Origin of the sequence: Streptomyces sp. NPDC002055 (genome assembly GCF_040296705.1) — a bacterium.
Lineage (GTDB): Bacteria > Actinomycetota > Actinomycetes > Streptomycetales > Streptomycetaceae > Streptomyces.
The window spans coordinates 138,787-165,349 of the sequence record NZ_JBEOXS010000008.1; the positions used below are offsets into that span (position 1 = coordinate 138,787).

General features: G+C 74.7%; 25 protein-coding genes. 10 read left to right on the plus strand and 15 right to left on the minus strand.

Features of this window, described 5'->3' with window-relative positions; all coding sequences use genetic code 11:
• Positions 1–68: 68 nt before the first annotated feature.
• From ABT112_RS07060 to pgfA, 10 genes are all read right to left on the minus strand, one after another.
• On the minus strand, positions 69–584 hold the full coding sequence (locus ABT112_RS07060) for a hypothetical protein (protein WP_351506436.1): 516 nt from the start codon (positions 582–584) through the stop codon (positions 69–71).
• A gap of 309 nt (positions 585–893) precedes the next feature.
• Positions 894–1,667: an FkbM family methyltransferase gene (locus tag ABT112_RS07065; RefSeq protein ID WP_351506438.1), complete on the minus strand. Its 774-nt coding sequence runs from the start codon at positions 1,665–1,667 to the stop codon at positions 894–896.
• Positions 1,664–1,873, minus strand: coding sequence for a Trm112 family protein (locus ABT112_RS07070; protein WP_351506439.1), 210 nt, complete (start codon positions 1,871–1,873; stop codon positions 1,664–1,666). The genes ABT112_RS07065 and ABT112_RS07070 overlap by 4 nt, the downstream gene beginning before the upstream one ends.
• Before the next feature lie 234 nt (positions 1,874–2,107).
• Positions 2,108–3,175, minus strand: coding sequence for a hypothetical protein (locus ABT112_RS07075; RefSeq protein ID WP_502975268.1), 1,068 nt, complete (start codon positions 3,173–3,175; stop codon positions 2,108–2,110).
• Between the two features lie 16 nt (positions 3,176–3,191).
• Positions 3,192–3,977, minus strand: a complete 786-nt coding sequence (locus ABT112_RS07080; protein WP_351506444.1) for a class I SAM-dependent methyltransferase — start codon at positions 3,975–3,977, stop codon at positions 3,192–3,194.
• Entirely contained in the window at positions 3,974–5,431 is a 1,458-nt protein-coding gene (locus ABT112_RS07085) for a condensation protein (protein ID WP_351506446.1), read from the minus strand. Before ABT112_RS07085 ends, ABT112_RS07080 begins: the two co-directional genes overlap by 4 nt.
• On the minus strand, positions 5,428–10,176 hold the full coding sequence (locus tag ABT112_RS07090) for an alpha-(1->3)-arabinofuranosyltransferase domain-containing protein (RefSeq protein ID WP_351506449.1): 4,749 nt from the start codon (positions 10,174–10,176) through the stop codon (positions 5,428–5,430). The genes ABT112_RS07085 and ABT112_RS07090 overlap by 4 nt, the downstream gene beginning before the upstream one ends.
• A complete protein-coding gene (locus ABT112_RS07095) occupies positions 10,173–10,922 on the minus strand; it encodes a class I SAM-dependent methyltransferase (protein ID WP_502975264.1) in 750 nt (249 codons plus the stop codon). The genes ABT112_RS07090 and ABT112_RS07095 overlap by 4 nt, the downstream gene beginning before the upstream one ends.
• Complete coding sequence (locus ABT112_RS07100) at positions 10,919–12,244, minus strand: glycosyltransferase family 4 protein (RefSeq protein WP_351506453.1); 1,326 nt, start codon at positions 12,242–12,244, stop codon at positions 10,919–10,921. The genes ABT112_RS07095 and ABT112_RS07100 overlap by 4 nt, the downstream gene beginning before the upstream one ends.
• Positions 12,245–12,884: 640 nt before the next feature.
• Positions 12,885–13,820 (minus strand): cell envelope lipid trafficking protein PgfA, encoded by a 936-nt coding sequence (gene pgfA, locus ABT112_RS07105; protein ID WP_351506454.1) that lies wholly within the window; start codon positions 13,818–13,820, stop codon positions 12,885–12,887.
• A 458-nt stretch (positions 13,821–14,278) separates the two neighbouring features.
• On the opposite strand from pgfA, the gene ABT112_RS07110 reads away from it, so the two are divergent.
• From ABT112_RS07110 to ABT112_RS07120, 3 genes are all read left to right on the plus strand, one after another.
• Positions 14,279–14,446: a hypothetical protein gene (locus tag ABT112_RS07110; protein WP_351506455.1), complete on the plus strand. Its 168-nt coding sequence runs from the start codon at positions 14,279–14,281 to the stop codon at positions 14,444–14,446.
• Positions 14,447–14,449: 3 nt separating this feature from the next.
• Positions 14,450–15,652 carry a PucR family transcriptional regulator gene (locus ABT112_RS07115; protein ID WP_502975265.1) on the plus strand — a complete coding sequence of 401 codons (1,203 nt, stop codon included), beginning with the start codon at positions 14,450–14,452 and terminating at the stop codon, positions 15,650–15,652.
• Between the two features lie 426 nt (positions 15,653–16,078).
• Positions 16,079–16,852, plus strand: a complete 774-nt coding sequence (locus ABT112_RS07120; RefSeq protein ID WP_351506460.1) for an SCO2400 family protein — start codon at positions 16,079–16,081, stop codon at positions 16,850–16,852.
• A gap of 89 nt (positions 16,853–16,941) precedes the next feature.
• Here ABT112_RS07120 and ABT112_RS07125 read toward each other — a convergent pair whose 3' ends face one another.
• Both ABT112_RS07125 and ABT112_RS07130 read right to left on the minus strand, forming a co-directional pair.
• Positions 16,942–17,565, minus strand: coding sequence for a mycothiol-dependent nitroreductase Rv2466c family protein (locus tag ABT112_RS07125; RefSeq protein ID WP_351506462.1), 624 nt, complete (start codon positions 17,563–17,565; stop codon positions 16,942–16,944).
• Positions 17,566–17,751: 186 nt separating this feature from the next.
• Positions 17,752–18,189, minus strand: coding sequence for a MarR family winged helix-turn-helix transcriptional regulator (locus ABT112_RS07130; RefSeq protein WP_351506464.1), 438 nt, complete (start codon positions 18,187–18,189; stop codon positions 17,752–17,754).
• Positions 18,190–18,353: 164 nt separating this feature from the next.
• Between ABT112_RS07130 and ABT112_RS07135 the strand changes: the two genes are divergently transcribed.
• Both ABT112_RS07135 and ABT112_RS07140 read left to right on the plus strand, forming a co-directional pair.
• The gene (locus ABT112_RS07135; protein WP_351506466.1) at positions 18,354–19,373 is read left to right on the plus strand and encodes an NADP-dependent oxidoreductase; all 1,020 of its coding nucleotides are present in this window, start codon (positions 18,354–18,356) and stop codon (positions 19,371–19,373) included.
• A 140-nt stretch (positions 19,374–19,513) separates the two neighbouring features.
• Positions 19,514–19,942 carry an organic hydroperoxide resistance protein gene (locus ABT112_RS07140; RefSeq protein WP_351506468.1) on the plus strand — a complete coding sequence of 143 codons (429 nt, stop codon included), beginning with the start codon at positions 19,514–19,516 and terminating at the stop codon, positions 19,940–19,942.
• A gap of 243 nt (positions 19,943–20,185) precedes the next feature.
• Here ABT112_RS07140 and ABT112_RS07145 read toward each other — a convergent pair whose 3' ends face one another.
• Positions 20,186–20,665 (minus strand): cupredoxin domain-containing protein, encoded by a 480-nt coding sequence (locus ABT112_RS07145; RefSeq protein WP_351506470.1) that lies wholly within the window; start codon positions 20,663–20,665, stop codon positions 20,186–20,188.
• Between the two features lie 247 nt (positions 20,666–20,912).
• Here ABT112_RS07145 and ABT112_RS07150 point away from each other — a divergent pair, with 247 nt between their 5' ends.
• The 3 genes from ABT112_RS07150 to ABT112_RS07160 all read left to right on the plus strand — a co-directional run bounded on the left by ABT112_RS07150 (position 20,913) and on the right by ABT112_RS07160 (position 23,828).
• A complete protein-coding gene (locus ABT112_RS07150; RefSeq protein ID WP_351506473.1) occupies positions 20,913–21,587 on the plus strand; it encodes an RNA polymerase sigma factor in 675 nt (224 codons plus the stop codon).
• Positions 21,580–22,710, plus strand: a complete 1,131-nt coding sequence (locus ABT112_RS07155; RefSeq protein ID WP_351506476.1) for a hypothetical protein — start codon at positions 21,580–21,582, stop codon at positions 22,708–22,710. Before ABT112_RS07150 ends, ABT112_RS07155 begins: the two co-directional genes overlap by 8 nt.
• A gap of 275 nt (positions 22,711–22,985) precedes the next feature.
• Positions 22,986–23,828: an EI24 domain-containing protein gene (locus tag ABT112_RS07160; protein WP_351506478.1), complete on the plus strand. Its 843-nt coding sequence runs from the start codon at positions 22,986–22,988 to the stop codon at positions 23,826–23,828.
• 118 nt (positions 23,829–23,946) lie between these two features.
• On the opposite strand, the gene ABT112_RS07165 is transcribed toward ABT112_RS07160, so the two are convergent.
• Both ABT112_RS07165 and ABT112_RS07170 read right to left on the minus strand, forming a co-directional pair.
• Entirely contained in the window at positions 23,947–24,192 is a 246-nt protein-coding gene (locus ABT112_RS07165; protein WP_351506480.1) for a DUF397 domain-containing protein, read from the minus strand.
• Positions 24,189–25,040 (minus strand): helix-turn-helix domain-containing protein, encoded by an 852-nt coding sequence (locus ABT112_RS07170; protein WP_351506482.1) that lies wholly within the window; start codon positions 25,038–25,040, stop codon positions 24,189–24,191. The genes ABT112_RS07165 and ABT112_RS07170 overlap by 4 nt, the downstream gene beginning before the upstream one ends.
• Before the next feature lie 224 nt (positions 25,041–25,264).
• Here ABT112_RS07170 and ABT112_RS07175 point away from each other — a divergent pair, with 224 nt between their 5' ends.
• Entirely contained in the window at positions 25,265–25,828 is a 564-nt protein-coding gene (locus ABT112_RS07175) for a hypothetical protein (protein ID WP_351506484.1), read from the plus strand.
• Positions 25,829–25,874: 46 nt separating this feature from the next.
• Complete coding sequence (locus ABT112_RS07180; protein ID WP_351506486.1) at positions 25,875–26,348, plus strand: ATP-binding protein; 474 nt, start codon at positions 25,875–25,877, stop codon at positions 26,346–26,348.
• Positions 26,349–26,563: the final 215 nt, after the last annotated feature.

Here is a 26,563-nt window from a genome sequence, read left to right on the forward strand (position 1 = left end):
GGCGGTGACGGCCGGCGGTCAGTGAACCGCCGGCGGCCGCACGGATCGCCCCCGCACCCGTCGCCGCGTCAGGGATCCAGGCGCTGGAGCAGTCCCCAGGTGAACTCCGCGACATGGCGGGCGCGTCGGCCCGAGCCGTCCGGTGCGGTGAAGGCGAGACCCCAGCGGGTGGGCGCCGAGCCCTCCATCGGGGTGGCCGGGGCGAAGGCCCGCGCCACCTCGTCCACCGTGCAGCACCACGGCCGCAGATCGTCGGTCGTCCGCAGCTCCGGGCCGGTTGCGCCCGGAGCCCGCACCAGCCACTCGTTCCAGACCTGCCCGCCGGGCCCGGTCAGCGCCTCGAACCGCAGGTCCGGCCAGAGTGGCAGCGGCCAGCGCAACGCCTCGCAGTCGAGGTCACCGACCCGCCGGCGCAGGACCTCCTCGGGCGGCCCGAGCACCGAACGGTAGCGCCGCACGGCGGCGCGGGCCCGCGGCGAGCGGACCATGGCCTGCCAGCGGCGGTTCGCCTCCCGCATCTCGGCCCGCCCGGCGCCCAGCTCCCGGAGGGCGGCCTCGACCAGTTCCGGCCGGTGGTCGGCCATCCGCCGCAGCAGGACGAGCTGGAACTGCGCGGGGCCGAACGCACCCGGGGACGGCCTGCCTGGGGAGGCGCCACCTGGGGAGGCCCCACCTGGGGACGGCCCACCTGGAGACGGCTCACCCGGGGAGGCCCCACCTGGGGAGGCCCCACCCGGGGACGGCCTGCCCGGGGAGGCGCCGCCTGAGGACGGCCCGCCCGAGGACGGCCCGCCCAAGGACCTCCCGCCCGGGTCGGACCGGTCCCGGAACGGCCCACGTGAGGAGGGATCCGGCATGGGAGAACCGTAGCCGCCGCGTCGGACAGGCGCGGTTCAGCGGCCGGCCGGGCGCCTCCCCTGGGGAAGGAACAGCACGGAGTTGATGTAGCGGACGGACCGGCTGCGCGGGGCGAGGGTGCGGCGCAGCAGTCCGTGTTCCGCCACGTGCGCGGTCCGGCGCTGGTGGGCGGCCAGGTCGAAGGAGACCAGCGGCACCCAGGCCCGTTCCGGCAGCACCCAGCCGCGGTAGCCGCGCTCCGCCAGATGCGACAGGACGGGCCCGAAGGGCTGGATGCGCACCTCCAGCTCGACCAGGAGGGCGGGCCGGTCGCGGCGCAGGGTGTGCTCGGCCCCGCGCAGCACGGCCAGTTCGCTGCCGTCCACATCGACCTTGACGAAGGTGACGTCCGTCAGCCCGAGGCCGTCGAGGGGCAGGCAGCGCACCTCCATCGCGCTGCCGTGCACCTCGCGGCGGACCAGGGAGGACACCCCGCGGTCGCCGCGGTCGCCCGGGGGCAGCCACAGCTGCGCCTGTCCGTCCTCCTCCGCGGCGGCGGCCTGGACGACCGTCACGTTCGGGGGCGCGGTCGCGGTCAGCAGCCGGGCCAGGTGCGGTACGGGCTCGACGGCGACGACCCGGTCCGCGCGCCGGGCCAGCCGCCGCGACCACGGCCCGTACCAGCCGCCCACGTCCACGGCGGTGCCGCAGGGCGGGCAGAAGTCGTCCAGCCGTGCCAGCTCCGGCTCGAACCGGGGATAGAGCAGGGCCGCCGCGGCGCCGACCCACCGGGGCGGCAGCCGGGGAGCGAGCCGGGCGGCGAGCGTCACGGTCCGCTCCGGCGGGTCAGCCGCGCGTGCTCCTCGTCCGGGACCGGCTCGCCGGAGGAGGGCAGCAGCTGCGGAATGCCGTCGAGGACCGGGTAACGGCGGCGCAGCCGGGGGTTGTAGAGCGCCTCCCCGGCGTCGACCAGCGTCAGCGGTCCCTTGTCGAGCGGGCAGACCAGGATGTCGAGCAGGGGGTCGTCCGGGGTCACGGCAGCTCCTTCCGGTGCTGGGTGTCGCTCTGTTCGCGGGGTGCTCGGTTGGTGAGGTGCTGTGCTCGCGAGGTGCTGAGTTGCTCGCGGGGTACTGCGTTCGCGAGGTGCGCGTTCGCCGGGCGCTGTTCGCCCCGGTGCTCTTCGTCCGGTGTCTCGGTCCGGCCTCGGTCCGGTTCCTGGGTCCGGTCCGGTGCCTGGGTCCGGCCTCGGTCCGGGCTTCGGCCGGCCGGTTCAGGCCGGGGGCTCCCGCAGCGGCGAGTCCCGTGCACCCCCGGGCGCGACCGCCCGGTCCGGCGCGGCATCGGGCCACCCGGGCGCCGCTCCGTCCGCCCCGCTGTCGGGCCACCCAGGCGTCACAGCCCAGCCCCTGGCGCCGTCGGAACGCCCGGCAGCACCCCCGCTCGGCGCGCCGGCGGCCCACCCGGGCGTTCCCTCCGGCGCGTCGTGCCGGGGCAGGGTCAGCAGGACGAGGACGGCGAGGGCGGTGCCGCCGAGCCGCAGCACCAGCCGCGGCGGGTCCTGCGGCAGCGGCTCCCCGAACGCGAACGTGCCGCTCACCACGGTGAACACGCAGGTGACCGTGGTGCAGACGGGCACGATCAGGGAGGCCCGGCAGCGTTGCAGCGCGGTCTGCGACAGCACCAGGCCCGTGCCGCCGGTGAACAGCAGCAGATACGGGTACGGGGAGCGGAGCAGCGCGATTGCCGTACCGGCGGGGTCGGCCGCGTCGAGCAGCCCCGAGACGCCCTTCACGGCGAGCGAGCTCACCCCGTACAGCAGGCCCACGGCCACCCCGTACTCCACGCCCGTGGTGGGCAGCCGGTGGCGGTGCCGGGCGCGGCGCTCGGCGGAGGCGTAGAGCCAGAGGCCCGCGGCGAGCGAGGGCACGCACAGCCCGAGCAGCAGACCGGCGGGCGCGCCGCGGCCGATCGGCTCGGTGCTCCCGGGCAGCGAGCCGACCACCATCAGCAGGGCGAGCGTGATGGCCGCGACGCCCTTCCGCTCCCGCCCGGTCGGCCGTTCGCCGAGGACCAGCGAGGAGAGCAGGAGCAGCAGCACCAGCCCGGAGACGAAGAGGCCCTGGGCGGCGGCGATCGGCAGCGTGCGGTACACCGCGAGCTGCGCGGCGAAGCCCAGGGCGAGGGCGACGGACCCGCCGATCCACAGCGGGCTGCCGAGGAGCAGCCGTACGACCCGGGCGGGCCGGTCGGCGCGGAGCGGGGGCAGATCCGCCAACGCCCGTTTCTCCAGCACGAATCCGCCGCTGTACAGGACGTTCGCCAGCAGCGCCGAGGCCACCCCCCACCACACCGCGCTACACCCGCCGGGCGTGCACGAGCAGGATGGAGGCGAGCGACGGCACCCGGCACAGGGCCCGGTCCAGCGGACGCAGCGGCCCCGGCACCCCGTGGAAGGGCGCTCCCGCGACCCGCACCACCTCGAAGCCCGACGCGGCGACGAACCCGGTCAGCGCGCGGGCCGTGCACAGCCGCAGATGGCCGACGACCTGGCGGCCCGGACGGCCGTGGATCCGGCGCAGGCTCACCTCGGAGAACACCGGCTGCACCCCGGCCAGCAGCAGTCCCCGGTTGTACCAGGCGGCCAGGTTGGGCGTGGAGAGCAGCAGATGGCCGCCGGGGCGCAGGACGCGGTGCAGCTCCTCCAGGGCCGAGTCTGGGTCGACGAGATGCTCGATGACCTCGCTGAAGAGCACCGCGTCGGCCCCCGCGGAGGCGAACGGCAGCCCGCCGTCGGTCAGTTCGCCGCGGACGACGCGGGGGATCCGGGGTGCCGCCCGCCGCAGCGCGTCCTGCGACCAGTCGACGCCGACGATCCGGTGCCCGGCGAGGACGCGGGCGGCGGTGGCGGCGGCCGAGCCGTCGCCGCAGCCGATGTCCAGCACGGTCGCGGGCGGACGGCCGGGCCCCACGGGGCCGAGGGCCCCGGCGAGCATCCGGGCCTGCCGCAGAGACCGTTCGGTGCCACTCGCGACGGGGACGGCCGGATCCTCGTAGAAGTCCCGCAGCCCCGGCCGCGGTTCCTGCGGCGCGGTGCGTCCGGTGTCGGACCGCGGCGGGTGGCTGCCGGCCGGCGCGGTCATCCGGCGCCTCCGGGTGAGGTCTCCGGCGACGTCGCCTCCGAGGTGACGTCCGGTGGCGCTTCCGGCGCGGCCTCGGCGGTGACCGCCGACGTGACCTCCAGGGACTGGGCGAAGAGACGGGCGACGGCGGCGCCCGCGTCGTCGTCCAGCAGCGCCCGGGACCAGCGCAGCGCCACATGGAGACGCCCGGCGGTGCCGGCCGTGGTCACCGTCAGCCCGCGCGGCATCCGGACCGGCGCGGAGAACCAGACGGCGTGGGCGCGGCCCGCGTCGCCGAAGTCCATCGGGTAGGGGATCCGGCCGATGTTGCTCACCAGCGTGGTCGACGTCCAGGGCGCGACGGCCCGCCGCAGCCGGCGGGTCAGCGCCGCGCGGGCGGCGACCGGCAGCACGGGGGCGGTGAGCAGCGCCGCGCCCCGCCCCAGCGGCGGCCGGGACACCGCCTTGAGGGCGCGGGTGCGCCGCGCGGTGCGGCGCAGCAGCCGGGCGACGGCCTCCGGGTCCGGCCGTTCGGCGCTCAGCAGCTCCTCGTCGGCACGGTCCTCCGGGGAGAGCAACACATCGACCAGGCGGGTGCCGTTGCCGATCGGCATCAGGGCGCCCCGGGTCCGGTCGTCGACCGGCATGGTGATCCGGATGGGTCCGGTGGGGCGGCCGTGCAGCAGGTTCCAGCGGGCCACGGTCAGCGCGGTGCACACCAGGAGCTGGTCGTTGACGGTGTACCCGGGGCCGCCGCCGGTCCCGCGCGGAGCCCGCCGCGGGACGGGGAGTTCGGTGAGCAGCAGGCCGTTCCCGGTGCCCGCGGTCCGGGCGTCCGCGGCGATCCGCGCGGGCCGCGCCCAGCCCGTCCCGCCGGGGGCGTCCGCCGGGAGTCGGGCTCCGGTGGGGGCGCTCCGGCCGGTGCCGGGGGGCCGGACCGGCGGCGGCGCGGGGGAGTTGTCCGCACCCCCGTACAGCTCGGCGGCGGTGGCCAGGACCCGCAGGCAGGCGGGCCCGTCGAGGGCGGTGTGGTTGACGGTGAGCAGCAGGACGCAGCCGCCGGCGTCCGCCGCGGGGGTGATGACGTCGAGCCGGACCGGGGGCGAGACCGACAGCGGCGGACAGGCCGAGAGCGCCCGGGCCCGGGCCTCGTCGAGCGCGTCGGGGCCCGGCGGCGGGAAGTGCACCGGGTCCACATCGGCGTCGCCGGTGAGCTCCCAGTGGTAGCGCCGGGCGAACCGGTGGCCCGGCGCCTGACGCATCAGGATGCGCGGATGGCGGCGCAGCGCCTCCCCGAACGCGTCGCGCAGCCGCCCGGGTTCGGGCCTGCCCGGCAGATGCACCTCGATGAGTACCGTCTCCGGCTCCTCGTCCTGGGCGCAGTGCCGGGACACCTCGTCCACGGTGGGGAACGGAATCCGCGCCACGGGCGGCGCCCCGGCCCCGGCCCGCCGGGTGTGCGGCAGTGCTGTCATCGGCCGGTCTCCTCTCCCGCGGGGGAACCGCCCGCGCTGTCGCCGCTGTTGCCGCCGTCGTGCGGGCGGGTGGTGCCGTGCGGGCGGGTGGCACCTGATGGATGGGTGATGCCGGACGGGTGGGCGGTGTCGGATCCGGCTCGTCGCGGTGCGCGTCCGTCCGGTTCCACGGTCGGCCCGCGACCCTCCGGCCCGTCCGGCCCCTTCGACCTCCCCGAATCCTCCGAACTCTCCGCCCCCTCCGAACTCTCCGCCCCCTCCGGACTCCCCGAACCGCTCGACCCGTCCGGCCCGACCGCCCCCGCAGCGCTCCACTCCGTCGTATCCGGCCCGCTCCCGGCCGGCTGCGCTCCGACGAGGCCCGCGCGCCCCGGCCGGTCCGTGGTCACCACCGCGGCCATCAGCGCCACCAGCGCCAGGGCCTGGGCGGGGGCGCCGAACGGGCCCTCGCTCGCGGCCGGTGGTTCGCCCGCTCCTGTCGCCGCCGCGATGCCCGCGCCCGCCATCGCCACCAGGGCGACCGGCACCAGCGCACCCGGCCGCAGCCGGGCCAGCACCGCCAGCGGGAGCACGAGCAGGGCCATCGGGCCCGCGATCACGGCGATCACAGCGGTCAGCGCCACCACACCGAGGATCACCCCCGGAGCCGGGACGATCGGCTGAGGTTCCACCGAGGGCGCGGCCGTCAACGGCCGCCCCTCCGGACCGGCCTGCCGTTCCCCGTCCACCGGCCCCGCGGCTCCCCGGCGGAGGAACGCCAGGGCGCTCGGCCTGCCATCGGCCGGCCGCGTGCCCGCAGCTCCCCGGCGGAGGTGCCCCAGGGCCGTCGGCCTGCCGCCGGCCGGCCGCGTGCCCGACGGGCGGACGAACGCCAGGGCCGTCGGCCTGCCGCCGGCCGGCCGCGGGCCCGACGCCCCCCGGCGGACGAACGCCAGCGCCGCCAGGGCCGCCACGCCCACCACCCCGCCGATCAGCCCCGCCCGGTAGAGCCGCGCCGGGGCGTACTCCAGGGTGACCGTGCCGCCCCGGCCCGCCGGGACCAGCCACGCCTGCTGCCAGCCGTCCAGCCGCAGCGGGGTCAGCTCCTTGCCGTTCAGGGTCGCCTTCCAGCCGTCGTTGGCGTTCTCGTACGTCTGGAGGTACGACGCCGCGCCGGAGCCGACCCGCACCGTGCGGCGGTCGCCGTGCCAGTCGGTGGCCTCGGCCGGGCGGTCCGTCCCGGACACCGCCGACGGCGTGCCCCGCGACAGCGTCACATCGGTCAGCGCGAGCGGCCCCGCGTCACCCGCCTCCACCCGGTGCCGACCGGTGGCCAGTTCGAGGGTTCCGTCCTCGGCCCCGCCCGCGCACAGCTCGACCCGCACCGGCCGCCGCTCCGTCAGGTCACGCACCAGCCCGGAGGCCCGGGTGGCGTGCAGGGTGCCGTCGACCGCGAGCGGCGGGCCCTCGCCGCACGGCACCGAGAACGTCTCGTCCGGCCCCGGCCGCGGCACCCGCAGGTCGTCCAGGGCCGGGACGTACACCTCGCTCAGCCCCACCGGGAGCTGCAACCGCCCGTCGGCCACGGGATTGTGGACGGTGAGCGGCGCGGTGCGGCTGACGGTGATGTCGAGCCGGTCGGTGCGGATCGGGTCGAAGCGCGCCCGGCCGTTCGCGTCCACGCCCGCGGTCGCCGCCCCGTCCGGCGAGCTGATCAGGACCTCCTCCGGCCGGGTGGACACACCGCCCGCCGCCGCGAGGACGATCTCGCTGATCTTCTTCTTCCCCGGCCAGCGCAGATGGACCACCGGCCGGTCGCCCGCGATCCACGCGGTGGTGAGATCGCCGTCCACCAGGTTGCGGGGGCTGAGCGAGATGCCGGTCCGGCTCGTGGAGTCGGCCGTCGCGGTGATCCGCTTCCGCTTGCCGGGCGCCACCCGGTCCAGCAGCCCGTCGAGCGCGTCGCCCGGCACCGCCACCGCCGACGCCGTCACCCGGTACGCACCGCCGGCCCGGGTGCCGAACTGCCGGTGCAGGCCGACCTCCGAGGACGCCGGGGAGAGCCCGCCGGCGTCGCTGCCCCGGTGCAGCGAGAACACCTGGGCGGGCGCCTCGCTGCGTTCCGCGTCCCGCGGCAGCGCCAGCAGCCGGGTCACCTGCACGCCCGGCACCGACACCTCGGAGAACCCGGCGCCGGACAGCCCCGGCCCGGCCTCCTGCGCGGCGAGGATCCGGATGCGCAGCCAGCCGGTGACGCCGACCGGGGCCCGGACCGTCTGGGCGGTGCCGTTCGGCTGCAACGGGCTCTCCGCGCCGCCCCGTTCGGTCTCCACCCGGACCCGGGTGGGCGCGGCCCGCATCCCGTCACCGGCCAGCGGGGTCACCCGGATCGAGCCCGGCAGCTTGAGGGGTGAGGAGAGCCGGACGTGCAGCCACTGGCCGGCCGGGCGCCCCGGGCTGCCCTCCGCCCACGCGGTGTCCGGGTTGCCGTCGAAGGCGTTCACCGGGTCGTACTGCGGCAGGTGGAACAGCCAGTTGCCGCTGCTGGAGGCGGTCACCGAGCGCGCCCCGCGCAGCACGGCCGCCGTCTGGTGCGCCGCCCCGTGCACCGGGAGGATCTGCCGGGGCTCCGCACCCGGGTCCTGGAGGCTGCCGGAGTGGTTCCGCTCGGTGGCCGTATAGGTGTAGGAGGTACCGGAGTTGACGAGCCCGAAGCGGGTGTCGGCGCGGCGCAGCCCGTCGGCGACGGCCTGGAGCGGCGGGGTGCCGACGCCCGGGTGGTTGTCCCCGGTGAGCACGGCCGGCCGGTCCCGCAGCGCCGGGTCCGCGGAGAGCTGGAGCAGGGCCTCCGGCCCGCCGCTGACGACGGCGGTGTCCGCCGCCGGACGCAGGGCGACCGGGCCCGGCCGGCCGCCGCCCGCCTCCGGTTCGTAGATCTCCACCGCCTGCTGCCGCGGGAACAGCCCCGCCACCTGGAGCGGGGTGTCGCGGGGGATGCGGCCGCCGGTGAGCAGCGGCCCGAAGCCGGTGACCCGGCGGTAGCCGGAGGCCTCCAGGGTCCGCTTCACCGTCCGCGGCGGCACGTAGCCGATCTGGTCCGGGTCCAGGTCGTTGCGGACGACCACGGTGTGCAGCCCGGCCCGCGCCAGGAAGTCCCGCAGCCCCGGCACGTGGCCGCCGGACAGCAGCGCCTGCTCGACGGCGTCCATGGCGCGCCGCGACCCGGCGGTGCCGAACGGCACGTAGTCCCGCTGCGCCCAGCGGCTCCCGGCGAGGACGTCCAGCGGCTGGTCGATGGGGGAGCCCCAGGTGTAGAGGCCGTGCGCGGTGGCCGGGACGACCAGCGCCCGGTCGTCGGGGGCGTGCTTCTCCAGCCAGGCGGCGGCCTTCGACCAGTGGTCCGGCAGCCGGTCGAAGGCGCCGGGCTGGAGAATGCTGCCGTTGGCGTACGGCAGGGCCAGGCCGGGCAGCACCAGCAGCGCGGCGAGCGCGGGGACGAAGCGGCGGCCCGGCAGCGGGCGGGTGCCGCGCCGTTCGGCGGCCACCGCCGTCAGATGGGCCAGGCCCAGGGCCAGGGCGAGAGCCAGTCCGGGCTGGAACTTGTAGATGTTGCGGAACGGCCGCAGCCCGCCGTCCAGCCAGCTCTGCACGGTGCCGTGGAACGGGCCGCCCAGCGCGCCGCCGTACCCGGCCAGCGCGACGAGGACGACCGCGAGCACGGTGAGCAGCAGCCAGCGGCGCTCGGGCAGGTCGCGGCGGGCCAGCCCGCCCAGCCCCAGCGCGGCGGCGACGGCGGACGACAGCACGGCCACGGCCGCGGTGACCACGGTCCAGCCCGCGGGCAGCCAGGCCTCCCCGAAGTGCAGATAGCCGACCCAGTTGCCCGCCCCGCGCAGCAGCTCGGTCGCCGACATGGTGGCGGTCGTGGTGTCCGCCTGCTCGATGTACGGCATGAAGTTCTCGCCGTACGCGCCGAGCAGCAGCAGCGGCACCACCCACCACGCCGTGGCGAGCAGCACCCCCGGCGTCCACCAGGCGATCAGCGCCCGCTTGCGCGGCCCGGCAGGGCGGCTGAGCAGATACAGCCCGACGGGCAGCAGCGAGGCGAGCGTCGAGGCGGCGTTCACCCCGCCCATGAACGGGATCAGCAGCGCGGACCGGGCGGCGGCGGTGCGCGGGCTCGCCGCCGCGGCGGTCAGCGGCAGCAGCACCCACGGCAGCACCGCACCGGGCAGGGCGGCGGCCGAGGTCGAGCCGATGACGATGGTGAACGTCGGCCACAGCGCGTACCCGACGGCGCCCAGCAGCCGGGTGGCGGGCGTGCCCACGCCCAGCCGCTCGGCCAGCCGCAGCGCCCCCCAGAACGCGGCGGTGACCACGAGCGACAGCCACAGCCGTTCGGCCAGCCACACCGGGACGTGCGCCAGCCGGGCCGCCGCGTAGTACGGCAGGGCGGGGAAGACGTAGCCCACGTACTGGTCGGCGAGGCCGCCGAAGCCCGCCCGGTCCTGCCACAGCGAGCCCAGCTCACCGAGGAACCGCAGCGGGTCCAGGGCCACGCCCAGCTTGGTCTCGAAGGTGACCTTCCCCGGCGCGGGCACCAGGAACGCCACGAACGCGGCGGCCCAGAACCACAGGAGACCGCGGCGGCGGAAGCCGGGCCCCGGCGCGGGCCGGGGTCCCGCCGGGCGTCCGCCCGGCCGCGGCGCCCCCGGCTCCGCGGGGGAGGGGGGTTCCGGGTGGGACAGCAGACTGCTCGAAGTCATGGCGACCGCCGGAGGATGAGGAGGAGGTTCCAGGTGGCGATTTCGCGCAGGCCCGGCACCCGGGTGACGGCGTTCGGGAGGAACGGCCAGTAGCGCGAGCGGGCGGCGACCACGCTCACGTCCCGGCGGTCGCGCACCTGCCGCAGGGTGGGGCCGATGTGGATCGGGAAGAGGTTCTCGCCGAGCGTGTGCTTGGCGGTGCGCCCGGTCCGCCGCCGGTAGCGCCGGCGGGCCCGGTCCGCGCCCAGGTAGTGCCAGGGGGCGGTCTCGTGACCGCCCCACGGGGAGAGCCAGTTGGTGAACGACACATAGATCAGCCCGCCGGGCCGGGTCACCCGCACCAGCTCGCTGAGGAAGGTCCGCGGATCGGCCACGTGCTCCAGCACGTTGGAGGAGAAGCACACATCGGCGCTGCCGTCGGCGAGCGGCAGCAGATAGCCGTCGGCGACCACCGCACCCTCCGGCGGCGGCCCGTGCGCGGTCAGCTCCGACGGGTCGGGCTCGAAGAGGAAGCCCCGCGCGCCCCGGCGCCGGAACTCCGCGGTGAAGTGCCCGCTGCCGCCCCCGACGTCGACGACCACCTTGTCCGCCAGCGGCGTGTACCGCTCCAGCTGGTCGGCGGCGTCCCGGGCGAGCAGCCGGTAGCAGTGCTCCGGGTCGGACTGCTCGCGCAGGAACGCCCGGAAGAGGGCGACGGACCGGCGGAGCGAAGGGTCCTTGAGGGAGAGCTCCCGCACCCCGGTCACCTCCCCGGGCGGGCGGCTCCGCCGGCGGCGGGACGCGGCCACGACGGGCCGGCGGGCGGGAGGTCCGGCAGGGCGGCGCCGTACGCCGGACACGCCTCGGCGGCCACGGCCCGGAACTGCCGCACCGTGCTGCTCCAGCGGTACCGCGCGGCCCGCAGCAGCGCGGCCCGGCCGAGCGCGGCCCGCCGCTCCCCGCTGAGCGCCAGCGTGCACCAGGCGGCGGCGAACGCACTCTCGCCATCGACGAGTTGGCCGGTGGCGCCGTTCTCCACCGAGTCCCGCAGCCCCGGGATGTCGAAGCCGACCGCCGGAGTCCCGCGCACCGCGGCCTCGGTGACCACCAGCCCCCAGCCCTCGACCAGCGACGGATGCAGCAGCAGCCACGCCTCGCACAGCAGCCGGTGCTTCTCGGCCTCGGAGACCCGCCCGGTGAACACCACGTCCGGCCCGGCCATCGCCGCGAGCCGCTGCCGTTCGGGCCCGTCGCCGACGATGACGAGCCGCCCGCCGGTGACCGGCCGGACCCGCTCCCACAGCCGCAGCAGCAGGTCGATCCGCTTGTACTCGACGAGCCGGCCCATGGCGAGGAACACCGGCTCCGGCGCCTTCGGCAGCAGCGGGCCCGGCTCCTCGACTCCGTTGTGGACGACCCGGATCCGGTCCCGGGGCACTCCGATGGCGCGCAGCGCGGCGGCGGTCGACCCGGAGACCGCGACCAGCAGATTCCCGCGGTGGCTCCCGGCCAGCGCCCAGTGCTCCAGCCTGCGGCCGAGCCGGGCCGCGGGGCCGGGGAACCGCATGTCCCACAGATCGGTGTGGACATGGTTGACCAGGCAGAGCGTCGGCCCGCGGTGCCAGAGCGGGGCGAGGTACGGCATGCCGTTGCAGACCTCCACCAGCAGGTCGCAGTCGCCGACCTGCCGGGCGAACGCCCGCTTGGCCCGCAGATAGTGGCCCGCGTCGCCACCGGCGGAGACGACCCGGTAGTCGCGGTAGGCGGCGGGCCCGCCGCACAGCAGGGTCACCTGGTGGCCCAGGGCGGTGAGGCCGTCGGCGAGCCGGTCCACGAGCAGTTCGGAGCCGCCCGCCGCCGGGTTGCCGAGGTCGCGCCGGGCGAGAAAGACGATGCGCCGCGGCACCGGCGCCGAGGTGGCGGGTCCGGGCGGCGCCGGGGAGGCGGGACCGAGCGGCGCCGGGGCGAGGGCGGACGCCGGCCCGAGCGCGGACGCCGGCCCGGACGGGGACACCGGCTCGGGTACGGGGGAGGGGGACGGCGCGGGGGTGGGGGCAGCGGCGGCCTGCGGAGGTACGTGCTGGGGCATCCGGGCTCCAACTCGTCTCAGGGTGCGGAACCTATGGGGGCGGGGTGCGCTGCCACCGCCCGTGCGGGGTGACGTTCCGGGGGACCACGGACGGCGGATGGCGCGGGGTGGTCAGTTTTCGCCCCTCTGTTCGGTGCGGCTACTCACCGAGGTGACAAGTTCCGCCCCGTATCGACCTGACGAGTCATCACATCGCGCAGCATTGTGCGATGTCGCGGGGCACGGTAGGCGTCCGGGCGGTGCCGGAGGGGCCTTCGGGGCCTGTGGGGTGACCTCCTCCCGGGGAACGCGCGAGCCCCCGCCGCCGGAGCGAGGGACTCCGGGGCGGGGGCTCGGGGAGACGGGGGTGCGAGGTGTGCTTCGGGCCGGTTCCCGGGCGGGTTTCGGGGCGCAGGGGGCTGCGCGTGGGGGCTGCACGTGAGGGCTGCGCGTGGGGGGCGGGCCCGGGGGTGCGCGTCGGACAGGCCCCCGTGGGGCGCGCCCCGGCCCGGCTCGCGGGCTGCGCCGGCCTCGGGCCTGGCCCCGGTCGGTTCCCCGGCGCGCCGCTCCGGATCAGCCCCGGCCCCGGCCCCGGCTCGTTCGGCGCGGGCCGTTCGGCCTCAGTCCCGGCCCCGGCTCGTTCGGCGCGGGCCGTTCGGCCTCAGCCCCGGCCCCGGCCCGTTCCCCGCGTCCCGCGCGGCCGTCCCCGGGCCAGTAGAACGCCCCCGGTCAGCGCCAGGACGGCGCCCACCACGCCACCCGCCAACGGCACGGTCCGCCCCAGGAGTTCGAGCCGTCCGCTGTCCTCCGACGCCAGATCCACCTGCGCCCGCTGGGTCGCCTCGGTGAACTCCAGCCGGCCGCTCCGCAGCAGGGTGACCGCGTCCCGCCGGGCGCCCGGGGCCCGCAGGGTCTTCCGCGGCGCGATGCTCGCGTTGATGATCCGGCCGGTGCGCCGGTCCGCGACCAGCTCGATGCCGGTGTTCGCGTACCACTCCTCGGCCATCACCTGACCCTGCTTCGGCCGCCCCACCAGCAGGCCCGGCACCTGCCGGGTGCCCGTCCGGGTCGGCTTCACGGTCCCGGTGAAGCGATAGCCCCGGTACCCCTGGACGGTGGCGGTGCCCGCGAACCGGAGCGGAACCGTCGCCCCCAGCGTGCTGTCCCACCAGCGGTAACCGCGCTTCTGCAGATCGAAGGGGAACTTGAGGTACGCCTCCCCGCTGAAGGACGGCCGCTCGTCGCAGCAGTGCACCGGCAGATTGGTGCGCCGGTCGGTCACCCACCGCTCGGTGGTCCACTGCAACGACTTCCGCGGATCCCGCAGCGGCAGCGTCGCCGGGGTGTCGATCGCCGTCGACACGTCCCACACCGCCCGTCCGCTGCGCTCGCTGGCGGCCACATCGCCCAGCACCCGCCGGGTGATCGTGATCCGGCCGTCCTTCTCATCGAGCGAGCCGGTGTCGAAGTAGCTTCCCCGCCCGGTGAAGACCGTCGTGGTGTCCACGTCGATGGGCGTCCGCTCCGCCCGCGGCTCCACGTACCAGGCCAGCAGCGGGGCGAGGACCAGCAGGAACACCCCGGCCCCCAGCAGCACCAGCGACGGCCACGGCCGCCCGCGCCCCGGACCTCCCGGACCGGACGGGCTCCCGGACCGCTCTCCGGGGGACCCGGGCGGATTCCCGGACGGGTCTCCGGACGGCCCGGCCGGGCCTGCGGTCGGATCTCCGCCGGGGCCCCCGGGCGGCTCCCCCGGCGGGTTCCCGAGGGGGTTCTCAGGCAACGAGGAACGGCGCATACGGGCAACTCCTGGAAGGTGGGGGTGGGTCCGGGACCGTGCGCGTTCAGCCGCCGGGAGCCGGGCCGTTCCGTGATGTCCCCGCCCCGGAGGGGATGAGCCGACTCGTCCGGAGTGTGCCGGGAGACGGTCTATGAACCGGGAACCGTAGGCGGACTCTTGACGGAGTGTCAATATTGCTCCCACACTGAGCCATCACCGGACCGGGGCCGGTGCACCGGACGTTCTCCTCACCGAGCAGAGAGGCTCGCCGTCCCATGCGCAGACTGCTCGCCGCGGCTCTGACCTGCGTGACAGCCGCCGCCCTCGCCGTCGGGGCAGCCGTCGGCATCGTCACCGCGCTGAACGCCACCCCGGAACAGCCCAATGTGCCGCTCGTCTCGTTCCCGGACGCACCCTCGGGCTCCCCGGGCACGGGGCCCTGATCCGTGCCCCGGTCGGCCTGGCAGGACGTCCCGCGATTACGGGTCCGGCAGTTCGCCTCCCTCGTCATGAAGGAGGCCCCCGAGCTGGCCGAGTTCATCCTCCACGAGATCCGCCGCACCTTTCCGGGACTCCCGCTGGTGCTCGACGAGTCCGGCGAGCCCATGGCCCTGGTCGGGATCCGGCGGGCGCTGGAGCACTTCGTCGAACACCTCGCCGCCGGGCGCGGCCGGCCGACCGTCCACCCCGAGGTCTTCCAGGCCTTCGGCCGCGGCGAACTCCTCCAGGGCCGCAGCCTCGACTCCCTCCAGGCGATCTACCGCCTCGGCGTCCGGCTGGCCTGGCGCCGGCTCGCCGAGATCGGGCAGCAGGCCGAGATCCCCCCGCCCGCCATGTACGAACTCGTCGAATCCGGCTTCGAGTACCTCGACGGCCTCGTCGCCCAGTCCGTCCGCGGCCACGCCGAGGCCTTCGCCCGGCAGGCGGGGGAGCGGCTGCGGCTCCAGCGCCGCCTGATGGACCTGCTGTTCGCCGAGCACCGCACCGACCCCACCGACGCGCTCACCGAACGCGCCGCGCGCATCGGCTGGCCGCTGCCCTCCCGGGTCGCCGTCGCGGTCCTGCTGCGCCCGGCCCGGGACGCGGTCGCGCCCGCCGTCGGCCAGGACGTCCTGCTGGACATGGAGAGCGAACAGCCGCGCATGGTCGTGCCCGAACCGGACGTCGCCGGCCGGGGCGAACTGCTGCGCCGCGCGATGCGGGGCTGGTCGGGCGCGATCGGCCCCCCGGTGCCTCCGGTGGAGGCCGCCAAGTCGCTGCGCTGGGCCGGGACCGCGGTCCGGCTGATGGAGCGCGGCCTGCTCCCCGCCGGGCAGGTGCTGCAGTGCACCGAACACACCGAGGCGCTGGTGCTGCTGCCGCCGGAGGAACTGATCGACGACCTGTCGCGCCGCCGGCTGGCACCGCTCGCCGCCTGCGGCCCGGCGCACGGCCGGCGCCTGGCGGAGACCCTGCTGGCCTGGCTGGAGACCCGCGGCGGCGCGCCGGAGGTGGCGGCCCGGCTCGGGGTGCACCCGCAGACCGTCCGCTACCGGCTGCGGCAGATCAGGGAGCTGTGGGGCGACGAGGTGGACGACCCGGACCGCCGCTTCGAACTGGAAATGGTGCTGCGGGCCCGCCGGCTGCGGGGCGAACTGGCGGGACCTTGACCTTGACCGTGACCGTGTCGGGGCCGGCGGCTCGGTGAACGGGCCCCGTGCCCGGTTCCGGGAAGGGGCCGAGGAAGGTCCGAGTCCGGGGAACAGTCCGGGAAGGCTCCGGGTCCGGGGAACGGTTCGGGGAAGGCTCCGGGTCCGGGGAACGGTTCGGGGAAGGGCCCGGGTGCGGGGAAACGGTCCGGGTCCGGGGAAGGACCCGGCGTGCCGACCCCGCGTCCCCCTGCGCCCACCTCCGCGCGCTCGTTCCCCGCGCCCATTCGCCGCGCCCGAACCGGGGGTTCTCGGTGCATCAGTCCGGATCTGTGATCGTTTCCCGCGTACCGCGGTGCATGCGTCATCCCGGCGCGCCGGTCGACACGGAATCCTCACAGGAGGCCGCTCCAATCGTTACCGGACGGCACATAGCCTGCGGGCGCCATGGATTACTGCTCTCTGTGCCGACGGCACCTCAACGGCGCCCTGTCCTGCCCGGGATGCGGCGCGCCCATCGGGGACCCCGCGCCGCGGGCCGGGACCGCCCCGTCCGGGGAGCAGTCCGACGGCATCCCCGCGGCCCCCGCAGGGCGCCGCGCCGAACGGCTCGCGGCCCGGGAACGGCTCGCGGCCCGGGAACGCGAGGCCGGGAGCGGCCACCGCGGCCCGCGCGCCCGCCCGAGCCGCGGCCGGCGCGGCCGTCGTGGCCGGGGGCGCCGGGTCGTCACTGCCGCCGCCGTGTTCGGGATCGTCCTGGGCGCGCTGACCGTGGCGGAGGTCGCCACCGAGGGCCCGTTCCGGGCGCCGTGGGAGGACGGAACCGCCGCGGCCCGGTCGGAACGGCCCACGGCCGACCGGGACCCCGGCGCGTCCACGGGCTCCCTCAGCGCCTCCCCCGCGAGCGGCGACGGCGCGCCGAGCGGCGGCCCCTCGGCCTCCCGGAGCCCCCGCGACGGAACCGAGGGCAGCGACCGGAGCGAGGGCGACCGGAACTCCGACGACGCCGCCCGGAAGCGGCGGAGCAGCACCCCCGACGAGCCGGGTGCCGCCACGACCACGCGCGGCTCCTCCGCATCCGGAACGGCGCCCGACGCGCCCCCGCCGCCCCGGACCTCCGCCGCGCCGGCCCCCGCCCCCTCGTCGTCGCAGCGCCCCCGGCCCCGCCCGGAACCACGCCCCACCTGCACCGCCCGCTTCCTGTGGTGGTGCGCCACCTGAGTCGGCACATGGCCGCGCCAGCTCGACCCGCCGGCGGAGGCTGGGGCCGGTCGAAGCCTCGGCGGGCACGCCGGAACGAGCGACAGGGCCTAGCTGAAGTCGAGCCCTCCGGTCCGGGTGCGCTTCAGTTCGAAGAAGTCCGGGTGACCGGCGAGCAGCCGCACGCCGTCGAACACCCGCAGGGCCGCCTCGCCGCGCGGGATCGAGCTGAGCACCGGCCCGAAGAAGGCGGCGCCGTCGACATGGATGGTGGGCGTGCCGACCTCCTCACCGACCGGGTCCATGCCCTCGTGGTGGCTCTTGCGCAGTGCGTCGTCGTACTCGGTCCGGCCGGCCGCCTCCGCGAGCTCCGCGGGCAGGCCCGCATCGGCCAGCGCCGCCGCGATCGCCGCGGTGTAGTCGTCGGTGTCCTCGTTGTGGATCCGGGTGCCCAGCGCGGTGTAGAGGTCGCGCAGCACGCCCTCGCCGTGCTGCTGCGCCGCGGCGATGCACACCCGGACCGGGCCCCAGCCCCGGTCCAGCAGCTCCCGGTACTTCTCGGGCAGGTTCTCCCGGCCCTCGTTGAGGACGGAGAGGCTCATCACCCGGAACCGCAGGTCGACCTCCCGCTGCTTCTCGACCTCCAGGATCCAACGGGAGGTGATCCAGGCGAACGGGCAGATGGGGTCGAAGTAGAAGTCGATGGTGTGCCGGGTGGTCTGGTCAGCGCTCATGGGCGGTGAGCCTATCCGGGGATTGGCCCTGTGCTCTGGGCCACTGGACCGCGGGATGCGTGGGCCAATCGCCGGTCAACGATCGCCGAAGGCCCGCGCCCCGCAGGCCATAGCGCCCGCCGGCCGCGCCGCCCTGCCGACGACGACGCCGCCCTGCAGGCCGCGCCGCCGGGCTCCCCGCAACGCTCAGCCCCCCGCGCCGCTCTCCCCGAGCATCCGCCGCAGCAGGTCGCGCAGGGTGGTGCGCTCCTCGGTCGAGAGGCCGGCGAGGGGCTCCCGGGCGAAGCCCAGCGCGTCCCGCAGCCGGGCCGCCGTCGCCCGGCCCTCCTCCGTCGGGGCGGCCAGCTTCACCCGGCGGTCGGCCGGGTCGGGGCGTCGCTCCACGAGACCGCGGCTCTCCAGCCGGTCGACGATGCCGGTGATGTTCGACGGCTCGCACTTGAGCTTCTGGGCGATCCGGCGCATGGGCATCGGCTCGTGGGAGAGGAGACTCAGTACGCGCGCCTGGGCGCCGGTGAGGGCGTGCTCGGCCGCCGCGTCCTCGTACTCGTCGTAGTAGCGGGCCACGACGGTGCCGATGAGCTCGACGACCTCGAAGGTCAGGGGATCAGTGCGAGTGGCCATGGTCTCCAGGATACCCATTTACTTGACAACATGAAACATCCAGGAGCATGGTTGTTTCAGTACATGAAACATTGCCCAGTAGACCTGTGGCAACAGCCCAGCACATCAGCAGCCCAGCACATCAGGAGCCCAGTACATCTGGGGCAGAAGGAGGCGCGCCCACCATGACCGCACTGCCGAGCACCGGCCGCGAATGGCACCTGGTCGCCCGCCCGCACGGCTGGCCGAAGCCCGAGGACTTCGCCCTCCGTGAGACGGCGGTCACCGAGCCCGGCCCCGGACAGATTCTGGTCCGCAACACCCTGCTGTCCGTCGACCCGTACATGCGCGGACGGATGAACGACATGAAGTCGTATCTGCCGCCCTACCCGCTGGACGGCCCGATGGACGGCGGCGCGGTCGGCACGGTGCTGGCCTCGAACGCCGAGGGCTTCGCACCCGGCGACCACGTCCTGCACGGCCTCGGCTGGCGCGAGTACGCCGTCGTCGACGGCAAGCGCGCCGTCAAGGTCGACCCGGAGCTGGCCCCGCTCGGCGCGTACCTGGGCGTGCTCGGGATGCCCGGCCTCACCGCGTACGCCGGGCTGCTGGAGGTCGCCTCCTTCCAGGAGGGCGACGCCGTGTTCGTCTCCGGCGCCGCCGGCGCGGTCGGCAGCCAGGTCGGGCAGATCGCCCGGCTCAAGGGCGCCTCCCGGGTCATCGGCAGCGCGGGCTCGGACGAGAAGGTCCGGCTCCTCACCGAGGAGTACGGCTTCGACGCCGCCTTCAACTACAAGGACGGACCGGTCGCCGAGCAGCTGGCGAAAGCCGCCCCCGACGGCATCGACGTCTACTTCGACAACGTCGGCGGCGAGCACCTGGAAGCGGCGATCGGCTCCCTCAACCTGCACGGCCGCGCCACCATCTGCGGCATGATCGCGCAGTACAACGCGACCGAGCCGACCCCCGCGCCGCGCAACCTCGCCATGGTCATCGGCAAGCGGCTGCGGCTGCAGGGCATGCTCGTGAGCGATCACCAGGCGCTCCAGCCGCAGTTCGTCCAGGAGGTGTCCGCCTGGATCCGCTCCGGTGAGCTCCAGTACCGCGAGACCGTCGTCGAGGGCATCGACAACGCCTTCGACGCGTTCCTCGGCATGCTCCGCGGCGACAACACCGGGAAGATGATCGTCGCCCTCGGCGACTGACCTCGCACAGCTCAACCGCCGAGCTCACTCCCGTCGTTCCGGACGTATGGTCCGGACCGTCCCGGTCATGTGAGGGTGAGCCGGACGTGTACCCGAGTCAGGACGCGCACACCCGTGCGCGACAACAGGAGGAATTCCGCATGTCCATCGAGTCCATAGACGTCCTGTACACCGCGGTCGCCACCGCCGAGAACGGCCGCGACGGCCGGGTCGCCTCGGACGACGGCAAGCTCGACGTGGTCGTCAACCCGCCCAAGGAGCTGGGCGGAAGCGGTGCGGGCACCAACCCGGAGCAGCTGTTCGCCGCCGGTTACGGCGCCTGCTTCCAGGGTGCACTCGGCGTCGTGGCACGGCAGCAGAAGGCCGACATCTCCGGGTCGCGCGTGACCGCCCGGGTCGGCCTCGGCAAGAACGGCAACGGGGGCTTCGGCATCGAGGTCGCCCTCGAGGTCTCCATCCCGAACGTGGACCGGGCCACCGCCGAGCAGCTCGTCGAGGCGGCCCACCAGGTGTGCCCGTACTCCAACGCCACGCGCGGCAACATCGCCGTGGAGCTCAGCGTGGTCTGAGGCGTTGAGGCCTCGATGTATCGAGGCATTGAAGTCTTGATGTCTTGAGGCGTCGAGCCGTTCGGAGGGCCGCACCCGCAGCAGCGGGGTGCGGCCCTCCGCGCATGGTGCCCGGCCCGCGGCAATCCCCCCGCGCCGCACGGCCTCGGCGCCACACCGCCTCCGTGCAGCGGCGAACCTGTGCCACAGCGCCCCGTGCCACCTGCGCCACAGGTGCCACAGCGCTCCCGTGCGCCCCAGGCGTCAGTAGCCGTTGTTGCCGCCGGTGGTGTTCCCGTCCGAGGTGCCGGTCCCGCTGACCGTGATCGTGGTCTTCATGCCCAGGTCCGTGTGGTTGTCGACGGGGCAGAAGACCTGGTACGTACCGTCCTTCAGCGTCACCTTGAGTGTGGTGGACTGTCCCGGCCCGACCGTGGCGCTGCGCTGCTCACCGCCCGGCCCCTTGAGTTCCATGGCGTGCGGGTGGTGGCCGTCGTTGGTGGCGACGAAGGTGTAGGCGCCGGCGTGGAAGGTGTCGGGGTTCAGACGGAAGTGGTAGTCCGTCATCGTCACCGCGACCCGGGTCGTCCCGCTGTTCTTGGGCGGCGAGGTCGTCGATCCGTTCCCGTCACCGCCCGACCCGCCCCCGTAGCCGCCGCCCCCGCAGGCCGCGAGCACCCCGGCCAGGACTCCGGCGCCGATCCCCGCTCCAACGCTCCTGCGCACGGTCACGATGCGTGTCATGGCTCGGCCCTCCGGCCCTTCGGCGTCATGTCCGGTCCCGATCCGAACCGGGTCCCGCTCCGAATCCGGTCCTGCTTCCGCGCCCGGTCCTGCTCTGAACCCCGTCCTGCACTGCATACGGCGGCAGCCGCGTGACGGGATTGCCGCGGGGGCGGAGAATGGCGGTGAGGTGCCCTTTATGTCCGCCCGCGTCCCTCGCCGCAGTCGCCCCGCAATCCCCCGGGGTGGCGGGGCCGTATCCAGAGGTATGAGGACGGGCCTCCCCCTCGGGCGCGCCGCGGACGAGACGCTTCTGGCGGGGCTCAGCACCGGCGATCCCGAAATCGCCGTCGCCTTCGTGCGCCGCTTCCAGCGGACGGTCTACGGTGTCGCGATCGCGGTCGTCAGCGACCCCCAGCTGGCCGAGGACATCGCCCAGCAGACCTTCGAACGCGCCTGGCGGCACGCGCAGATGTACGACTCCCGGCGCGGCTCGGTCAAGACCTGGCTCACGGCGATCGCCCACAACCTGGCCATCGACGCGGTACGGGCCCGCAGACCCACCCCCGTGGCCCCCGAGGACCTGGACTCCCTGCTCGAACTCGTCACCGAGACCCCCGAGCAGCGGGCGGTCGCCGACGACACGGCGGCCCGGATCCGGGCGGCGGTCGCCGCGCTGCCCGGGGCGCAGGGGCGGGCCCTGGTGATGGCCGGGATCTACGGGATGACCGCCCGGCAGGTCGCGGAGTTCGAGGACATCCCCGTCGGCACCGCCAAGACCCGCATCCGGGCGGCGATGGGAAAGCTGCGCCTCGCCCTGGGCCCCGCCGGGGCGGACGCGGCAGGGAAGGGCGGCGCGGTGGCACACCGAGCGGACGCACGAACCACCCCGGGACGGCCTGAGCAGGCACCGGAACGACCCGAGCGAGACGGCCATGACTGACCTGACCTGCGCAGAGCTGAGGGAGCTCGGTGCCGAGCTGGCACTGGGGATCCTCCCTGGCCAGGAGCGTGCCGCCGCCATCGATCACCTGGACCGCTGCCCGAGCTGCCGGGAGTACGTCGAGCATCTGACCCTCGCCGAGGACGGGCTGCTGGGCCTGCTGCCGGGCAGTGAACCGCCGGTCGGTTTCGAGAAGCGCGTCCTGCGCCGCCTGGGCATGGCGGGAGCCCGCTCTGCCGGACGGCGGACCTCGCGCCCGGAGTCCGCCGGACGGCGCTTCTCCTACGTGCGGCCGGCCAGCCGCCGCCCCGCGGACCGGGACTCCGACAGCCAGGAGACGGGCGCCACCGGCCCCGCCGGCCTCGATCCCGTCGGCCTCGATCCCGCCGAACCTGCGTCCGGCGGCTCCGAGCCCGGCGGCTCCGAGCCCGGCGGCTCCGAGCCCGGCGGCTCCGAGCCCGGCGGCTCCGAGCCCGGCGGCCGGGGGAGCGGAAGTCAGGGGAGCGAAGGCCGGAGGAGTGGCGGCCGGGGGAGTGGCGGCCGGGGGGCCAGCCCGGAGCACGCCCGCCCAGGTCACACCCCAGATCGCACCCCAGGTCACACCCGTCCGGGCCACGCCCGCCCGGGGCCCGCCGACAGCCGTGAGCACGCCCGGCACGGGCCGGCGTCCGGCCACCGGCACCGCCGGACCCGGCGCAAGCTGCGGGCCACCGTCGTCGCCGCCATCCTCGCGATCAGCTTCGGATTCGGCGGCTGGGCGGTGGGCCAGGCCCTCGAAGGGCCTCCCGCCGCCACGACGGCCGCCGCCGGACAGCTGCTCACGGCCGACTTCACCGCCGGGAACCGGCACGTGGGGAAGGTCTACGCCCATCCGGGCCCGGAGAGCTGGGTGTACATGTCGCTCGACGACCTCGACTTCCCGCACGCGTACGGCAAGGTCTCCTGCCAGTTCGTGCGGGACGACGGCAGCACCGTCACCATCGGTTCGTTCACGCTCAAGGGCGATTACGGCCACTGGGCCGCCCCGGCCCCGGTGGATCCGGACACCCTCTCCGGGGCCCGCCTGGTCGGCGCCGACGGCATGGTTCTCGCCACCGCCGACTTCGACACCCCCGGCCACTGACAGCGCCCGGCCCGTCGAGTCCCACTGCGTCCGGCCCACCGCGCCGCGCCCACCACCGCGCCGCGCCCACCACCGCGCCGAGCCCACCGCCGCGCCGAGCCCACCACCGCGCGCCGCCCACCGTGGTGCGCCGCCCGCCCTGGACGCCGCCGGACGATCACCCCGGAGACGACCGCCCCGTTCCGGAGACGACCGCCGCCCCGCTCTGGAACCGCCGCGTCCGCTCAGGGGCAGGCCCCGGCGGACCCCGGACGACGCCGCACTATGCTCTCCCCATGCATGATCTCGGGGCGGGTTTCGGCTATTTCTGGAAGGGCCAGCGTTGGGTGGCCGCACACAGCCGGTGGTGGGGCTTCGGCCTGCTGCCCGCGCTCGCCACCGTGGTGCTGTACGGCGCCGCGCTGGCCGGCCTCGGCTTCTGGGGCGCCGACCTGACGGCCTGGGCCACGCCCTTCGCCGACGACTGGGGCTCGCCCTGGCAGGACCTCTTCCGCGGCTTCCTCGTTGCGCTGCTGTTCGCGGTCGTCCTGCTGTTCGCCGTGGTGTCCTTCACCGCCGTCACCCTGCTCATCGGGCAGCCCTTCTACGAGTCGCTCTCCGAGCAGGTCGACCTCTCGGAGGACGGCACCGCCCCCGAGTCCGGACTCCCGTTCTGGCGTGAACTGTTCATCTCCGCACGGGAGAGCCTGGCGATCCTTCTGCGGGTGGGCCTGTACTCGCTGCTGTTCTTCGCGCTCGGTTTCGTCCCGCTCATCGGCCAGACGGTGGTGCCCGCCCTCGGCTTCTGCGTCACCGGCTTCTTCCTCACCGAGGAACTCACCGCCGTCGCCCTCCAGCGCCGCGGTGTGCGACTGCCGCAGCGCCTCGCTCTGCTCCGCGGCCGGCGCATGCTGAGTCTCGGCTTCGGGGTGCCGCTCGCGCTGCTCTTCCTGATCCCGCTCGTGGCGGTCTTCCTGATGCCGGGGGCGGTGGCCGGGGCGACGCTGCTGACCCGGGACCTCGTCGGCCCGGACGAGCCGGACGCCACCACCGGGGGCGCCGCACACGGGAACGCCACCACCGGGAACCCCGCCACCGGCCCCGCGCAGAAGACCCTGACCCCGGGCCAGTACACCTAGCCAGGAGCAAAGCGACCTCCCGGGGTGCGCTGCCCTCGCCCATGGGTACAGAAGTACGACGAAGCCCGTCTCCCCCAGTTGGGATGGGGGAGACGGGCTTCGACGCGCGTTGAGCGGGTCAGTTGTCGAACTTGCCGTCCCGAACGTCCGCAAGGAACCCCGCGACCGAGGACTCGGGGAAGAGCAGCGCGGGGCCATCCGGGTTCTTCGAGTCCCGGATAGCCCGCATGCCGGCGAACGGCGCGGCCGTCAGGGCTGCGACCTCGACGCACTGCCCGTTGGAGTCTCCGCTGTAGGAAGACTTCTTCCAGACGGCCCCTTCAAGCTGTGGTGCGGTGAGGGAGCGTCCGTTGTTGGTGGTCACTGGTGCAGTCCTTCCAGATGCTCGTTGAGGAGGTCCCGTGACTTGTCCACGGAAAGTGCTGCGGAAGCGATGTTGTCGAACTCGGCTTCCAGATAGGCGACCTGATCCGGGTCGACGGTGTGCGATCCGCCCATCGGGTTGTCGATGGAGGCGACGGGCGTCCATGGATGACGGAAGGTGAGGATCGTCATTGCCCCGTTCGACCCGTACGACGGGTGTGCGGTGAGCGGCAGGATCTGGATGGTGACGTTCTCCATGCTGGAGGCGTCGATCAGCTTGCGGAGCTGGTCCTTCATGAGTCCGGGAGCGGACTCGAAGCGGGCGTGGAAGGCGGATTCAGGGATCAGGCCATGGAACTTGGCGCGGCTGAGGACTTCCTGCCGGGCCAAGCGAATGGCGATCAGCGACTCCGGATCGTTCGACCGCGCACTTGAATGCATCTCTCTGACGTAGCTGGGCGACTGAACGAGTCCTGGGACGACCTTCGGGTGAACGATGCGGATGCTCTCGGCCTCCGCCTCCAGCTCAACGAAGTCGAGGTATTGCTCGCTGACGCCGACCTTGTCGGCGTATGAGGCCCACCAGCCCTTGCCGGTCGGCTCCTCGGCGACGCGGGCGACCTCTGCCACGCCTTCCGGGTCGTCGACGCCGATCTTCGCGCACAGATCGAACACCTCGTCGCGCAAGATGCGGTAGTAGCCGCGCTCGACGCGGGAGAAGCGTGCCTGGCTCCACCCCATGGCCCGCGCGGCGTCGCCTGATGGCATGTCAACCGCTTCGCGCCACTGGCGCAGTTGGGCGCCCACGCGTCGCCTCTTGATTGACGGCGTCGCTCTCTTCTGCGTCATGGGCGCAGTCTGGCACGCCTGCGTCACCGTTGGCCATGCGCACGCGTGTTCCAGCCTTTTTGGATTGTCGGCGAAATGTTGCGCGCCAAAGCGAAAAAGGAGCAAGCTAGGGGTCGCGGCGGACGTGACTGTCCATCAAGTCACGATCACTTGTGACGCACAGTTACGCCTGCCGTCGTACGGGCCGGGTCGCTGGCCCGGCGGAGGTCCGCCCTCTCGCCCCCGTGGGGGCGGGCCTCCACACCCCCTCCGACGAAGCCGAGGCCGCGATGACGAGCCAGAGCGCCACCCGCACCTCCAGTGCCTCCACCGACTGGATGGACCTCGACAACGACCACGACCCGATGTTCCGTCCCGGCGTCCCGCCCGTCTCGCCGGACCGGGCCGTCCAGCTCATGAAGCTCCGCAGGCAGCAGGTGGAGCGGCGGCTCGAAGCGTTGAGGGCCAGTGACCGTGTCCCCCGGATCGCCTTGTACGCCCGCACCGTGAACGGACAGAGCCCCGACCGCTCCTTGGCCGCGGCCCGCGAGTTCACGGAGCGGATGGAGTGGCAGGTCGGCCGTGAGCAGATCTTCACCGACTGCCTCAGCCTGACCGCCCCCGAGGACCGCTACGGCTGGTTGCAGATAAGGCAGCGGGTCAAGAGCGGGTTCGTCGATGGAGTCGTGGCGGTGACCCGGGCCGCCATCAGCCCGCAGCTCGACAGGTACGAGACCGAACTGAACTGGTTCGCCATGCACAGCGGTTTCATCGCCCTGGCGCACGCCGAGAACGTGGTGCCGCAGTGAGGCCGCCGCCCGGCCGACGTGAGCCGGCTCGCTGGGAGACAACACCATGATCGTCGGAACAGTCGAGGATCTTGGGCTGGTACCCGAGGCCGTATGGGACGACCTGGCCCTCAGCATCCGGCGTGACCCCAGGCCCGAAGGCGAGCCCATCGCCGAACACGAGGGCCAGTGGGTCGGCCGCCTCCGCCGGATCAGCACGGCCAAGCTGCGCCACTGGGGGATCCCCGGCCTGGTCGAAGACGCCGAAAGCGTGATCAGCGAACTCGTCACCAACGCGCTGTTACACGGGAAGGGTGACCGGGTCGCCTTCCGGCTCCTCCTCGCCGCAAACGTGCTCGCGCTCGAAGTGGACGACGGTTCCCTCGAACGAGCGCACGTCAACGAAGCGGACCCGTACGACGAGAGCGGCCGCGGCCTGTTCATCGTCAGCGAGCTGTCCACCCTGTGCGGCGTGAGTCCCGACGGCACCAAGACCTGGTGCACCTTCACGATCCCCACCACTACGCGGAGGAGCCCATGACTGCCGCAACGGGCCTCGCTCAGCGGACACCCTTGCGAGACGGCGCCGTGGAAAGGGCCGCGCCACCGACCACTGCATCGCCGAGGCCGAGGCCGCCGCGGAACGCCGAGCGGCCCTGGAGCACCCCTCCCACGCAGCCGCCCCCTGCTGCCCTCAACTCCTCCTCCACCAGTCGGAGCTGCCCCCCGGCGGGCTGGTGGAGGAGGTCTGACCGA